Here is a 13957-nt window from a genome sequence, read left to right on the forward strand (position 1 = left end):
GTAATTTTAAAAGATGAATTGTACCGTTGTCGACCTTAAAGAAGTACCTGCATTAAGCCACGTCCCAGAAGATCAATTAGACTGGCTTTTATCTAAATCTACTACAAAAGAACTTAACCAATGTGATCATCTGTTTAAAAAAGGGGATCCTATTGACAAACTTTTTATTGTAATTAGAGGTAAACTGGAGATTAAAATAGAGCAGCAGGGAAAATATAAAACCGTTGGGGTGATTAATCAGTACGACCTTTCAGGACTTTTACCTTTTTCACGGGCGAGTACGGCACTTGGTTTTGGAGAAGCGATAGAAGATAGTACCCTGCTCGTCGTAGAAGGAGTGCATTTTAGAGAAATGGTCGCCAATCACTTTGAACTTACAGAAGCTTTAGTACATGTTATGAACAGTAGAATTCGGGATTTCACAAAACGAAATGTACAAGAAGAAAAGATGATGGCGCTTGGAAAGCTATCGGCAGGATTAGCGCATGAATTAAATAACCCGGCATCTGCTATGGTACGAAGCGCCAAATCCTTAAAGTCTCACTTAGGCGCAGTTCCCGAAAAGTTTAAGGAGCTTATGGCGATGGAGGTTACCAATGATCAGGTGGATCGTATCAATGACTTGTTATTTGATAAAATCTCTAACCGACCTGAAAATAACATGAAGTTGATGGAGCGCGCTCAAAAAGAGGAGGAACTGGAAGAATGGCTGGAAGACCATAATGTGGAAAATGCGTTTGAACTAACTGAAACCCTATTGGACTTTTGTTTTGATATAACAACGATAGAAAAAATATTGGATCAAGTTGGACCACACAACTTCCCTCCAACTATTACCTGGATAGAGCAAATGCTCACAACAGAAAAAATGGTGGATGAAATTGATGAATCTGCTAGTCGCATCAGTACCCTGGTAGGATCTGTAAAGACCTACACCCATATGGATCGCGGCCAGGAGAAAACACCAGAAGACCTTCATAAAGGGATCAAAAGCACTCTCATCATGCTGCAACATAAGTTAAAGAAAAAAGGGATTGAAGTGGAGAAGAATTTTGCAGAAAATATTCCTCCTGTTCCGATGAAACCTTCAGAAATAAATCAGGTGTGGACTAACCTAATCGACAATGCCATTGATGCGATGGATCAAGATGGAAAACTTACCATCACTACTTCCGTAGAAAATAAAAAGGCTGTGATCAAGGTTCAAGATAATGGCAGCGGTATTTCAGATGATATTATTGATAAAATTTTCGATCCTTTTTTCACCACTAAGGCTATCGGTGAAGGTACGGGTATGGGATTAGAATTGGTACAGCGTATTATTCACCAACATCAGGGAGATATTAAAGCGACCTCAAATAATAACGGCACTATCTTTAAAGTTCAACTTCCTATCTAACGAAATAATTAACTATGTCAAAAAAACCTATCCTGTTTTGTATAGATGATGACCCTCAAGTATTGAGAGCTGTGGTACGGGACATGAAAAATAAGTACCGTAAAGAATACCGTATTTTGAGTACTACCTCTCCAAAGGAAGCGCTAGAGGTGCTTGAGGAACAAAAGAAAAAAAGTGATGAAGTAGCTCTTTTTTTAGTGGATCAACGCATGCCAGAAATGCTGGGTGTTGAATTTTTAGAAAACGCAAAAAGGCTGTACCCAAATGCCAAACGCGTTTTGCTTACCGCCTACTCTGATACAGATGCTGCCATAAAAGCGATTAATGATGTACAACTGGACTACTACCTAACCAAACCTTGGAATCCACCCGAAGAAAAGTTATACCCGGTAGTTGATGATTTGCTCAATGCATGGCAGCTCAATTATATCCCGGAAGAAGTTGGTCTAAAAGTTATTGGCTATCAATATTCTCCTAAATCTCATGACATTAAAGATTTTTTAAGCGGAAATCTTTTTCCGTTCATTTGGATGGATGTGGAGAGTAATCCCAAAGCGAAAGAGTTATTAGCGCTACACCAAACAGACGAAAAAAACCTTCCGGTGGTAAGTCTTGAAAATGGAGAATGCTTAAAAAATCCAAGCCTTTCTGAACTCGCTGTAGAATTAGGTCTTAATGCCGATGCGAAGGAAGAAATTTATGATGTCGCTATCATTGGTGCGGGACCTTCTGGACTTGCTGCCGCAGTGTATGGAGGCAGTGAAGGGTTAAAAACGATCTTGATCGAGAAGCATGCTCCCGGCGGTCAAGCCGGTACGAGTTCCCGTATAGAGAACTACCTGGGCTTTCCAAATGGATTAAGTGGACAAGAATTAACCCACCGTGCCATTTCGCAAGCTAAGCGTTTTGGGATTGAGTTCTTATCTCCCAAAGAAGTTAAGAATATCGAGACTAAAGACAGCTATAAAATTTTAACCTTATCTGATGATAAAAAAATCAATGCAAAAAGTATCGTGATTTCTACCGGAGTAAACTATCGAAAATTACAGGCCGAAGGTGTGGATGATTTTACCGGAGCCGGAGTCTATTACGGTAGTTCCATGACTGAAGCGCAAGCCTGTAAAGATAAGGAGGTCTATATCGTGGGTGGAGGAAACTCGGCCGGTCAAAGTGCCGTATACTTATCTAACTTCGCTAAAAATGTCTATATCGTAGTCAGAAAGCCTGATCTGACTTCCAGCATGTCAAGTTATTTGATTGATCAAATCGATGCGATTGACAACATCACCGTGATTGGTGAATCTAATATTACCAAGGCGATAGGAACAAATGAACGCCTAACATCAATTGAACTCACGCATAACGAAGGAACAAGAAAAGAAGTGAACGCAGACGCCTTGTTTATCTTTATTGGGAATCGCCCTTATACAGATTGGGTACACTTGGATATCATCAAAAATGCACGTGGCTTTATTGAAACCGGAAAGGATCTAGCGCGCCATGAAAACTTTAAAAAAATCTGGAAAAAAGAACGCGAACCGTTTTTACTGGAAACCTGTAGTCCGGGAATTTTTGCCTCAGGTGATGTGCGTGCCGGCGCGATGAATCGAGTCGCCTCAGCCGTGGGCGAAGGTGCCATGGCAATTAAATTTGTACATGAGTATTTGGCAGAGATATAATGTTCAATATTCAACATTTAACATTCAGGATTCTTAACCTTATGTATGGTTGGGGGCTTTTAAATTTGTAATAAAGATTTTAACGCAAGACTAATAACTCAAAGCTCATCAACTCACAGACTCACCATTCATAGACTTATTACTAACAGACTCAAATACTAAAAGACTCAAATACTAAAAGACTTTAAGACTAAAAAAACATGTCAAACCAAGGAATTATCATTGAAGAACGTTCTCGCGATATCGGCGACTTTTTGGTAGGTCGATTGCTACCATTTAGAAAAAAACGCATGGTGGGTCCCTTTATCTTTATCGATCACATGGGACCAACAGAACTTGGCAATGGCAATTACATGGATGTGGATCAACATCCTCATATTGGGTTGTCTACACTCACCTATTTACTGGAGGGAGAACTCATGCATGCAGACAGTCTGGGGACAAGCCAGCGCATAAAACCGGGCTCCGTGAACTGGATGACTGCGGGTAGTGGTGTTACACATACAGAACGTACTCCGCAAGAGTTGAGAACAGGTGAGTTCTTTACCGTTCATGGCTATCAAATCTGGGTGGCATTACCAAAAGAACTGGAAGAAATGAATCCAGAGTTTCATCACTTTACTAAAGAGGAAATTCCCGCATGGCAGGAAGGTGGATTAGATTTTCGTTTAATTGCCGGTAAAGCTTACGGTCGAATCTCTCCGGTTCCCGTTCATTCAGATCTGTTTATGGTAGAAATAAAAGCGAAGAAAAGCGCTAGTTTTTCGGCAGCGGCAGATATGCAGGGTGAAATTGGGATTTGCATCGTTAGCGGATCAATTAGCGCCTGCGCGGAAAGCATTCCGCAAGGAAACATGTTGGTGAGCAAACAAGAAGATATTTGTGATGTTACCTTAGAAAAAGATAGTCATATTTTTATTTTTGGAGGTAAACCTTTTCCGGAAGAACGCCATATCGCCTGGAATTTTGTCTCTTCCTCTAAAGAAAAAATCGAAGCTGCCAAGGCGCGATGGCAGGCGAAAAGTTTTCCGCAGGTACCTAACGACGATTCCTATATTCCTTTACCCTAGCGATTTATTTATTCGCCGTAATTATGTACATTTAAAAAAAGTTTCATGCCATTTTCAAACTTAGATAAAAGTCAATTGGATAGCCTTAGATCAGAGTATCAATTGGTCATGAAAGAAAATGGTGAAATATTAAAGTGCAGCGATCTTTGGCAAGAAGAATTTTCTAGTTGCAAAAACTTCTATGATTCTATTTTAACCTCATCGTTAGAAAGCGCCAAGGATTTGGTCGTCAATCGTGAGCATAATTTAGCTAAATTATATCTCGTGAACGATGATGAAGATATAATTTCAGTGGATTTTAGAGTGCTCTATCAAGATGATACGGCTTACCTTTTGGGAATACGCAATGGGAATCATGAAAATTTACCAGAGGATCATCTTCCACTCATTAAGATAAGACAGATATCGGCCTTCTCTTACCATAAAGGAGAGCTAAATCTTAACTTTGAGCCTTCGTTTTCACAATTACTTTTCGGAGAAATAAAAGAGGTGATCACCTTCAACGAGTTTATTGAATCCTTTGATCAATCTACAGAAATCAATTCATTATTCGAAGCTTTATTTCGAGAAGGGAAATATATCGACACAGAAGTTTTACTCAAAAGATCCGACGAGGAAATATGGGTGCAACTCCATGTTGAACCACTAGAATATAACGGGTCGGCAATTTATGCCGTGGGTATTTTAACTGATATTAGCCAAAGAAAGCGGTTGTATCAAGAATTACTTCATAGTAAAAAAACACAGTACCTGGCGCTTAAAGGCATTAAGTCTGGAATATTTGATCACGATTTACAAACAGATTCGGTGTTTTACAGCGAAAGTTTTAAGTCTCTTCTTGAGCTACCAGAGAATTCTTACATACCAGAACCAACTTACCGAAAACTAATTCATCCTAAAGACAGAGATGATGCCTATCAACGTCACCTAACTCAATTACAGGGAACCTCTAACTATTATCGAAATCATTACAGGCTAGAAATTGAAAGCAAAGGGTATCGCTATCACGATGTATATGGTTGGATTGAAAAAGATGAACAGGGAAATAGCACTCGACTGATTGGTAATTTAATTGATGTTCACGAACGAGTAGTAAATGAAAAAGCAGTAGCCACTTATCAAAATCGTTTAGAGGCGATGATCAATAATGGCTTTACCTTCAATATTTTATTAGACCTAAATGGAAACATCTTAACCTGCGATAAAGCTTCAAGACAAATTATTCGTGAGAGTTTTAATGTAGATCCTCTAGAGGAACAACCCTATTTTGGAGATGTTATGCCTAGACATTTTACCCAAACATTTAAAGAGAATTTTTCTCAGGCTTTGAAAGGGATTAGCACCCATAAGGAGATTGAACGCGTATTAGATAAAGGAATACAATGGCTGGACCTTATCTATAAACCCATCCTCAATGAAGATGAGGAAGTTATCGGGGTAATAATGAATTTTCTGGATATTACCGAACGCAAAAAAGCGATTATACTATCCGTGGAATCAAGAATCAAAGCAGAAGAACTAAATCAACTAAAATCCGATATCATTGCCAATTTGAGTCATGAAATAAGAACTCCGCTTAACGGGATTGTAAATCTAACACATCTGCTTCAGCAATCAGATAACCTTGAAGAAATGCAAGAACTATTGAGTTACCAGGCAGAGGCCAATCAACGCCTAATGGAAACTTTGGATAATCTGCAATCACTCAATGAAGTAAATCTGGATAATGATATCATTGAAAAAAGTCCGGTGGATATCAACAATTTAATTAAGGATATCTATCATATGTACGAACATAAAGCTCAATCGAAGAAAATAGATTTGGACTTGAATTTATGTAAAGACAATCTGGTTATTGACTCCAATTCTAATCTCCTTCGAACAGCAATTATTAATGTGATGGATAATGCCATAAAGTTCACTAACCATGGAGAGGTTTCAATGACGTCTTTTGACAAAGCAAATCATATTGAAATCGACATTAGAGATACAGGTATAGGAATATCTCCTAGCAGTATTAACCGCATATTTGATTCTTTTATTCAGGAAAGTACGGGTGAGAATAGAAGTTATGAAGGTGCTGGTGTAGGATTAAGTATTGCAAAGCGATACATAAATATGCTCAATGGTCAAATAAAAGTTCAGAGTTCTAAAGGAAAAGGATCTATATTTAGTATTGAACTGCCAAAAACTTCTTAGTATATATGGAGATACTTTACGTAGAAGATAACAAAATTAATGCAGTTGTAATTAAAAAAATGCTCTCACAATATCAAGTCGATATTGCGGCAAATAGTGATGAAGCATTTCTAAAAGTTAGTGAAAAAGAGTTTGATCTTGTTTTAATGGATATAAATTTGGGCATTGGTGAGATGAACGGTAGTGAAGTCATGCTGCACCTGAGAAAAAAATACAATTATGATCATAAACCTATATTTGCCGTAACTGCTTTTGCAATGCCTGGTGATAAAGAACGTTTTCTTAATCAGGGTTTTGATGATTATTTTTCAAAGCCAGTGGCTTTAGATCAGCTCCAACTCAAAATTTCAGAGCTACAAAAAAAGGAGGTCAACTGACCTCCTTTTTTCTTTCTAATTTAAATTGATTATTTAATATCAATACGTCTTGCCGGCTTTTGCTTTGCTTCCTCGCGTTTTGGAATTTCAATCGCTAAAATACCATTTTCATAATTCGCAGAAATCTTCTCATCATCTGCCGTTTCTGGCAACGTAAATGAACGCTTAAAGGATGAGTATCCAAACTCCCTGCGCGTGTAGGATTCTTTTTCTTCACTATCTTCAAATTCCTGCTCATTAGAAATAGTCAAAATATTTTGATCTATTTCGATGTCAAAATCCTCTTTTTTCATTCCCGGGATAGCAACTTCTACCATATAAGCATCATCTGTTTCTTTGATATTCGTTGCAGGTAGTGTCATTCCGGTATTAAAATTAGACGTCATTAATGTATTGATGTCAGAGCCTAAAATATCACTCATCCAAGAACTTAAACTTGGGAAAGTACTATAGTTAGCTCTTCTTCTCAATCCGTTTCTTTCTGTGTTAACTAAATTGCTCATGATTATTTATTTTTGATTAAACTATATCATGAAGTACAAATTAAGTGCCAATCCACTGAGGGTTAGATTATTGACATTTTTTCGGTAGATAATGACAAAATTTCAGTTTTTAACTACATAAATGCTGTCAATCCTTCGTGAAACTCATTCATTTCTAATTAATTAACAATTCCTTCATATAGATTAACATCGCATTCATATTACAGGATTACTTGGTGCAGTACCTTGCCAATAAAATTGAGGTGAGTAATTTTAAAACTATAGAAAACGCTATTGAAACCCTGCGCAATAAGGGCTACAGTCTAAACTTTGAAGTGGGCAAAGAACAACTTTTTGCATACGGAATAGATAGTAGTTTTGGTCCGGACGAATTTGAAGTCAATGAAATCCACGTCATCGAGAATGCAGCTTTACCAACAAATAATACGGTGATATACGCTGTTGAAACCACCTCACATAACAAAGGCATTGTTGAGGGTGATTACCGCGTTGAAAATCATCCTTACCTCAACAAAAAATTACTCTATAAATTAAACCGAAAAACCCCATCATGATAAATCAAGAAAAAACATTATCTGGAAAGATGAATGAACTAAAGAAACAAGGATATACGCTGGAGTTTGATATTAAAGACAATGCCATTCATACCGTAGATAAATCTCACACATTCGCCGCTGATGAGTTTACCATTGATCACGTATACAGATTCGAAGGTTTAGCCAATCCAGCTGATAATTCAATCTTGTATGCGGTAACTACAACTACAGATAAAAAGGGTTTAATTATAGGCCCTTATGGCACCTACGGTGAAGAAGTTGGCGATAAAATCATACAAAAGTTAAAAGAGCGCCACTAAATTAAACATGGTAGCCAGACGCTAACAAAGATTTATATACCGGATTTTTACGAATAAAAGCAGCCACAAAAGGGCACAGTGGGGCAAGTTTAGCATCCTTTTCCATCAGAATATCTAACACGTTTTTTATCAATTTAGAGCCTATACCCCTTCCTTCTAGTGATGCAGGCACTTCTGTGTGGGTAAGATAAACCGCATTTTTAGCTTCTATATATTCAATAAATGCAATTTTATCATGAAAGAGCGTTTCATATCGCTTTCTGGCTTCGTTTTTATATATCTTCATTTCCATAGGCAGAATTTAAGAACTAATACAGTTCCTAAAGATAGGTTTTGTATTTTTACTTGAAACTTGACCAAATGAATGTATTTAAATCGATTAGTCTTCTTCTGATCATTTTTTTTCTTTCCTGTAAAACTAAAAATTCTGAACAAAATGATACAGGTGTAACCGCCATAAAATCTAATGCTAACGAAACAACAGCAGACCTGAACGATCTTTCTCCTGCCGAAGCTATTGCCTATAAAAATGGAGTCGAAAAGTTCAAAGACATTAATAAATTGTCATTTACGTTTAACGTAGATCGTGGTGACAATCACTATGAACGCTCATGGATTTGGTATCCTAAACGCAATCAAGTCACCATGCAGTCCAATGAAGACACCCTGACCTTTAAAAGAAATACCTTGGATGATGTAAGTAGAAAAGCAGACGCGGCCTTTATCAATGACTCCTACTGGTTACTTGCTCCGTATCATTTTGTATGGGATAAAGGTGTAGAAATATCACAACCCCTGCGTGCTGTCGCTCCAATATCCAAGGATAGCTTAAACAAAATAAGTCTTACCTATGTTGGCGATGGCGGCTACACCCCGGGAGATGCCTACGACTTTTATTATGACGATGACTTCATGATAAAAGAGTGGATTTTTAGACAAAAAAATCAAGAAGAGCCCTCTATGATGACAACGTGGGAAGACTACAAAACAGTTGAAGGCATGAATATCTCGACCATGCATCAAGACAATACAGGCGAATTTAAATTGTATTTCACCAACATTAAAGCAACAAAAGGAGCATGAGAATAGCAGATGCTACCACATTTGAATCCACGCTGGACTTTGCAAAAGAACAGGATCGATTAGATCCCTTATCCCGCTTTCGCGGAAAATTTCACCTGCCTACAGATGCTTCGGGTAAACCACTCATTTATTTTTGTGGTAACTCTTTGGGACTTCAACCAAAACAAACCGAAGCTTACATCCAACAAGAATTGAATGACTGGGCTAATCTTGGAGTAGAAGGTCATGTAGATGCCACCAATCCATGGATGCCCTATCACGAGTCACTTTCGGCGCAAATGGCCAAAATTGTGGGAGCAAAATCTCATGAGGTAGTCATCATGAATACCCTCACGGTCAATTTACACCTCATGATGGTTTCATTTTACAGGCCAACTAAAAAACGCTATAAAATTATCGTAGAAACTGATGCTTTCCCAAGTGATAAGTATGCGGTAAGAAGCCAAATCAAGCACCACGGTTTTGATCCAGATGCGGGCCTCATTGAATGGAAACCCAGACCCGGCGAACAATTGTGTCGTTTAGAAGATCTAGAAGCACTCATGCAAACACACGGTAAGGAAATTGCCTTAGTCATGGTAGGAAATACAAATTATTATTCTGGGCAGTACTATCCTATCGATCAAATCACAACGTTAGGACATGAACATGGTGCAAAAGTAGGAATAGATTTAGCCCATGGTGTGGGTAATATTCAGCCGAATTTGCATGAGAACGGCCCTGATTTTGCCGTATGGTGTACCTACAAATACCTAAACAGCGGCCCTGGGAGCTTAGGAGGTTGTTTTGTGCATGAACGTCATGCTAACAACAAAGATATTAATCGATTTACAGGTTGGTGGGGACATAATAAACAAACTCGTTTTAATATGCGACATGAGTTTGACCCTATCCCTGGTGCAGAAGGATGGCAACTGAGTAATCCACCCATTTTATCTATGGCTGCCATAAAAGCCTCTTTGGCTATTTTTGAAGAGGCCGGGATGGACAACTTACGTGAGAAGTCAATCAAGTTAACTGGGTTTCTGGAATTTTTGATAGACAGCCTGAAAGATGATCGAATTTCGATCATCACACCAAGAAATCCTGAACTCAGGGGATGTCAGCTGTCTATTACAGTAAGAGAAGCCACTAAAGATTTTCACCAAAAACTTACTGATGCCGGGATCATTTCAGATTGGCGTGAACCAGATGTCATTCGGGTAGCTCCTACCCCGCTCTACAATACTTTTGAAGAGGTATTTGAATTTGTAACGCGATTAAAAAGGATTTTAAATTAATTTTTTAATGATTCCCCTTTTCCTTTGGAGAGGGGGCAAGGGGGAGAGGAATGAAACAAGAACATATTTTAATTATTGGCGCAGGACTATGTGGTTCTCTACTGGCCCTACGAATGGCGCAACGAGGATACAAGGTGACAGTTGTAGAGCGCAGACCAGATATGCGTAAACAACACCAAGATGCAGGGCGGTCAATTAATTTAGCGTTTTCAGATCGAGGTCTAAAAGGCATTAAGTTGGTGGGTTTAGAAGAACAGATTAAGCCACTTTGTATACCTATGCATGGCCGTATGATTCATGATTTGGAGAGCAACACTGTTTTTAGTCCCTACAGTGGTAGAGAAAATGAGTTCATCAATTCCATTTCTCGAACAGACCTCAACATCATGCTGCTTAATGAGGCAGAAAAGATGCCCAATCTTAACATTCATTTTAGTTTAAAGTGCGAACGGGTAGATCTAGAGCATGCTTCTGCTGTTTTTAAAGATTATACTACCAATGAACAGCACACTTTTTCAGCTGATATTATTCTAGGTGCAGATGGCGCGGGATCTTCGGTACGAAAAAGCATGTATTTGCATAAAAAATTCCTCTTCAGCTTTTCGCAAAATTACCTGGAACATGGCTACAAAGAACTTACGATTCCACCCACCCAAGATGGTGGCTATCGTACGGAAAAGAATGCACTTCACATTTGGCCACGGGGAGAAAACATGCTTATTGCCTTACCTAATTTAGACGGTAGCTTTACCGTGACCTTATTTCTTTCCTACAGTAAAGGAGAACATAATTTTGATGCACTGGATACCAAAGAGAATATCCTGGCCTATTTTGAAGATCAATATCCAGATGCCCTTAAACTCATGCCAAATCTGGTAGAAGAATTTCATGAAAACCCAACAGGTCCGTTGGGTACTATAAAATGCAGTCCTTGGCATGCATACGGCAAAGTTTGTTTATTGGGAGATGCCGCCCACGCCATTGTACCATTTTATGGTCAAGGTATGAACGCTTCGTTTGAAGATGTGGTGGTTTTTGATCACATTCTAAAAAAACATAGTAAGACCAACTCTGATCAGCCAACGCGCTGGGCTGAGGTATTTGAGGCTTACCAACACGAACGCAAAAAGGATACTGATGCAATTGCAGACTTAGCGGTAGACAATTTTTATGAAATGAAATCGCACACAGCAAATCCATTGTTTCAGGAAAAAAGAAAATTAGAAACCGCTTTTGAAGCTGAATTTCCTCATGAGTACCATTCAAAGTACAGCCTGGTTACCTTTCATGAGGACATCCCTTATTCTGAAGCATTGCGAAGAGGACGTGCGCAAGACAAAGCAATACTCAACTTGATTGATGATGGTGTATTGACTGAAGAAATGGAATTACAAGAAAAACTCAATAAAGTAAAAACTGAAACTGAAGAAATTTTACACGAAGATGAGTTACTAAAGTAGATTACTTACTATTGTAAAGATTCCTTTGAATCTAGGTGATAAATGAATTTTAAGCATCTCCTATCTCAAGAGGGGAACAAACAACATGTTAATTAAAAAAATCCCGCTTTCGCGGAAACGATTATGAACAATAAACTCTTAAAAGACAAAGCTACTCCAAGAGGAGCCTATCCGCACATCAAACGCGTAGGAGATTTCTTATTTATTTCTGGAACCAGTTCCAGGCTACCAGATAATAGCTTCGCTGGCGTGCATCAGGTAGATGAAATGGGCACCATGCACTTAGACATAGAAGAACAAACCAGAGCGGTACTCAACAATATTAAAGATTATTTGTCAACAGAAGGTGCTTCCATGGCCGACGTCGTTGATGTTACCACATTCTTGGTTAATATGAATGATTTTGGAGGCTATAATAAGGTGTATGCAGAATTTTTTAAGGCTGAAACCGGCCCCGCAAGAACTACCGTTGCAGTGCACCAGTTGCCGCATCCCAATCTTGTGGTAGAAATAAAAGCAATGGCGTATAAACCACTCTAATGACCATTCAAAATTACATCAATGGTGAGTTTCTTGATCCTATCTCTGGCGAATGGTTAGATAATTATGAGCCTGCGGTAGGAGAAATTTATGGTAAGATTCCCAACAGTAGCGAAGATGATGTTGCACTTGGTGTTGATGCCGCTGAAAAAGCCTTTTCACATTGGTCATCTACCAGCCAACAAGAGCGGAGTAAGATTTTGGCGACCATTGCAGATTTAATTGAAGCCTCCTTGGATGAATTGGCGAAAGCCGAAAGTAAGGACAACGGTAAACCGGTTTCTTTAGCCAAATCGGTCGATATTCCACGTGCGGCGAGTAATTTTAGATTCTTCTCTCAGGCGATTACCCAATTTTCAAGTGAAAGCCATGAGAGTACCGGGCAGAATGCGATTAATTTTACGCTACGCAAACCACTTGGGGTTGTGGGTTGTATCTCACCCTGGAATCTCCCACTTTATTTATTCACCTGGAAAATTGCCCCGGCGCTGGCTGCGGGAAACTGCGTGATTGCAAAACCTAGTGAAGTGACTCCGGCAACCGCTTTCCTATTAAGTAAAATCTGTGCTAAAGCAGGATTGCCAAAAGGAGTACTTAATGTTGTTCATGGGCTGGGACAAACTGCCGGGCAGACTATAGTAGCTCATCCCAGCATCAAAGCAATTTCTTTCACTGGTGGAACAGCAACAGGAGCGGCTATTGCAAAAACCGCCGCACCTCTTTTTAAAAAGCTTTCTCTAGAGTTAGGCGGAAAAAATCCAAACATCATTTTTGCAGATTGCGATTACGATAAAATGCTACCAACCACCTTGAAATCATCTTTTGCCAATCAAGGTCAGATTTGTCTCTGCGGAAGCAGAATTTTTATAGAACGACCTCTTTATGAAAAATTTAAAGTCGATTTCATTACTAAGGTCAAGCAGTTAGTGGTCGGTCATCCCGAAGATACTACAACAGACCTGGGAGCTTTGGTATCTAAAGAACACCTAGAAAAAGTTCAAGGCTATATTGATAAAGCTGAAAAAGAAGGCGGGAAACTCCTCACCGGCGGGAAGAAGGTTAACGTTCATAAAGCAGAAAATGGGTATTACCTAGAACCTACAATCATTGAAGTCACTTCCAACGCGTGCGTACTCAACCAAGAAGAGATTTTTGGACCCGTAGTCACTATTATGCCATTTGATACCGAAGAAGAAGCACTCGCTCTAGCCAATGATTCACGCTACGGACTTTCGGCTACGCTATGGACCAATGACCTTAATCGTAGTATGCGTTTGAGCAGCGCGATTGAAGCGGGGATTGTTTGGGTAAATACTTGGATGATGCGTGATTTAAGAACCCCGTTCGGCGGAATGAAAGATAGCGGTGTAGGTCGTGAAGGAGGTTTGGAAGCACTACGCTTTTTTACAGAGCCTAAAAATGTGTGTATATCATATTAATCTGGATTAGAATAACAGAAGAAAAATAGTGTTTAATTAAAACGTTTTCCGCTTTCGCGGAATAAAAAAAGA

At 39.0% G+C, this 13957-nt stretch carries 14 protein-coding genes; 12 read left to right on the forward strand and 2 right to left on the reverse strand.

Annotation, left to right across the window (positions count from 1 at the left end; translation table 11 throughout):
- Positions 1–13 precede the first annotated feature (13 nt).
- The 5 genes from ABD000_RS11910 (at position 14) to ABD000_RS11930 (ending at position 6724) form a co-directional block, all read left to right on the forward strand.
- The gene (locus ABD000_RS11910) at positions 14–1399 is read left to right on the forward strand and encodes an ATP-binding protein (RefSeq protein WP_343767843.1); all 1386 of its coding nucleotides are present in this window, start codon (positions 14–16) and stop codon (positions 1397–1399) included.
- Positions 1400–1413: 14 nt separating this feature from the next.
- Positions 1414–3078 (forward strand): NAD(P)/FAD-dependent oxidoreductase, encoded by a 1665-nt coding sequence (locus tag ABD000_RS11915; RefSeq protein WP_343767845.1) that lies wholly within the window; start codon positions 1414–1416, stop codon positions 3076–3078.
- Between the two features lie 200 nt (positions 3079–3278).
- Positions 3279–4148 carry a pirin family protein gene (locus ABD000_RS11920; RefSeq protein WP_343767849.1) on the forward strand — a complete coding sequence of 290 codons (870 nt, stop codon included), beginning with the start codon at positions 3279–3281 and terminating at the stop codon, positions 4146–4148.
- A gap of 45 nt (positions 4149–4193) precedes the next feature.
- Positions 4194–6347 carry a PAS domain-containing sensor histidine kinase gene (locus ABD000_RS11925; RefSeq protein ID WP_343767851.1) on the forward strand — a complete coding sequence of 718 codons (2154 nt, stop codon included), beginning with the start codon at positions 4194–4196 and terminating at the stop codon, positions 6345–6347.
- A 5-nt stretch (positions 6348–6352) separates the two neighbouring features.
- The gene (locus ABD000_RS11930) at positions 6353–6724 is read left to right on the forward strand and encodes a response regulator (protein WP_343767853.1); all 372 of its coding nucleotides are present in this window, start codon (positions 6353–6355) and stop codon (positions 6722–6724) included.
- Positions 6725–6753: 29 nt separating this feature from the next.
- Here the strand turns inward: ABD000_RS11930 and ABD000_RS11935 are convergent, their stop codons facing one another.
- On the reverse strand, positions 6754–7227 hold the full coding sequence (locus ABD000_RS11935) for an Hsp20/alpha crystallin family protein (protein WP_343767857.1): 474 nt from the start codon (positions 7225–7227) through the stop codon (positions 6754–6756).
- A gap of 242 nt (positions 7228–7469) precedes the next feature.
- Here ABD000_RS11935 and ABD000_RS11940 point away from each other — a divergent pair, with 242 nt between their 5' ends.
- Both ABD000_RS11940 and ABD000_RS11945 read left to right on the forward strand, forming a co-directional pair.
- Positions 7470–7781, forward strand: coding sequence for a hypothetical protein (locus tag ABD000_RS11940; RefSeq protein ID WP_343767859.1), 312 nt, complete (start codon positions 7470–7472; stop codon positions 7779–7781).
- Positions 7778–8083: a phosphoribosylpyrophosphate synthetase gene (locus ABD000_RS11945; protein WP_343767862.1), complete on the forward strand. Its 306-nt coding sequence runs from the start codon at positions 7778–7780 to the stop codon at positions 8081–8083. Before ABD000_RS11940 ends, ABD000_RS11945 begins: the two co-directional genes overlap by 4 nt.
- 1 nt (position 8084) lies before the next feature.
- Here ABD000_RS11945 and ABD000_RS11950 read toward each other — a convergent pair whose 3' ends face one another.
- Complete coding sequence (locus tag ABD000_RS11950; protein ID WP_343767864.1) at positions 8085–8375, reverse strand: GNAT family N-acetyltransferase; 291 nt, start codon at positions 8373–8375, stop codon at positions 8085–8087.
- Positions 8376–8443: 68 nt separating this feature from the next.
- Here ABD000_RS11950 and ABD000_RS11955 point away from each other — a divergent pair, with 68 nt between their 5' ends.
- The 5 genes from ABD000_RS11955 (at position 8444) to ABD000_RS11975 (ending at position 13885) form a co-directional block, all read left to right on the forward strand.
- Positions 8444–9166 carry a hypothetical protein gene (locus tag ABD000_RS11955; protein WP_343767866.1) on the forward strand — a complete coding sequence of 241 codons (723 nt, stop codon included), beginning with the start codon at positions 8444–8446 and terminating at the stop codon, positions 9164–9166.
- Positions 9163–10446, forward strand: a complete 1284-nt coding sequence (gene kynU, locus ABD000_RS11960) for a kynureninase (protein ID WP_343767868.1) — start codon at positions 9163–9165, stop codon at positions 10444–10446. The genes ABD000_RS11955 and kynU overlap by 4 nt, the downstream gene beginning before the upstream one ends.
- A 50-nt stretch (positions 10447–10496) precedes the next feature.
- Complete coding sequence (locus ABD000_RS11965) at positions 10497–11906, forward strand: FAD-dependent oxidoreductase (RefSeq protein ID WP_343767870.1); 1410 nt, start codon at positions 10497–10499, stop codon at positions 11904–11906.
- A gap of 123 nt (positions 11907–12029) precedes the next feature.
- Entirely contained in the window at positions 12030–12446 is a 417-nt protein-coding gene (locus ABD000_RS11970; protein ID WP_343767873.1) for a RidA family protein, read from the forward strand.
- The gene (locus ABD000_RS11975; protein ID WP_343767875.1) at positions 12446–13885 is read left to right on the forward strand and encodes an aldehyde dehydrogenase; all 1440 of its coding nucleotides are present in this window, start codon (positions 12446–12448) and stop codon (positions 13883–13885) included. Before ABD000_RS11970 ends, ABD000_RS11975 begins: the two co-directional genes overlap by 1 nt.
- Positions 13886–13957 lie beyond the last annotated feature (72 nt).

This window comes from Gangjinia marincola (assembly GCF_039523415.1).
Taxonomy (GTDB): Bacteria; Bacteroidota; Bacteroidia; order Flavobacteriales; family Flavobacteriaceae; genus Gangjinia; species Gangjinia marincola.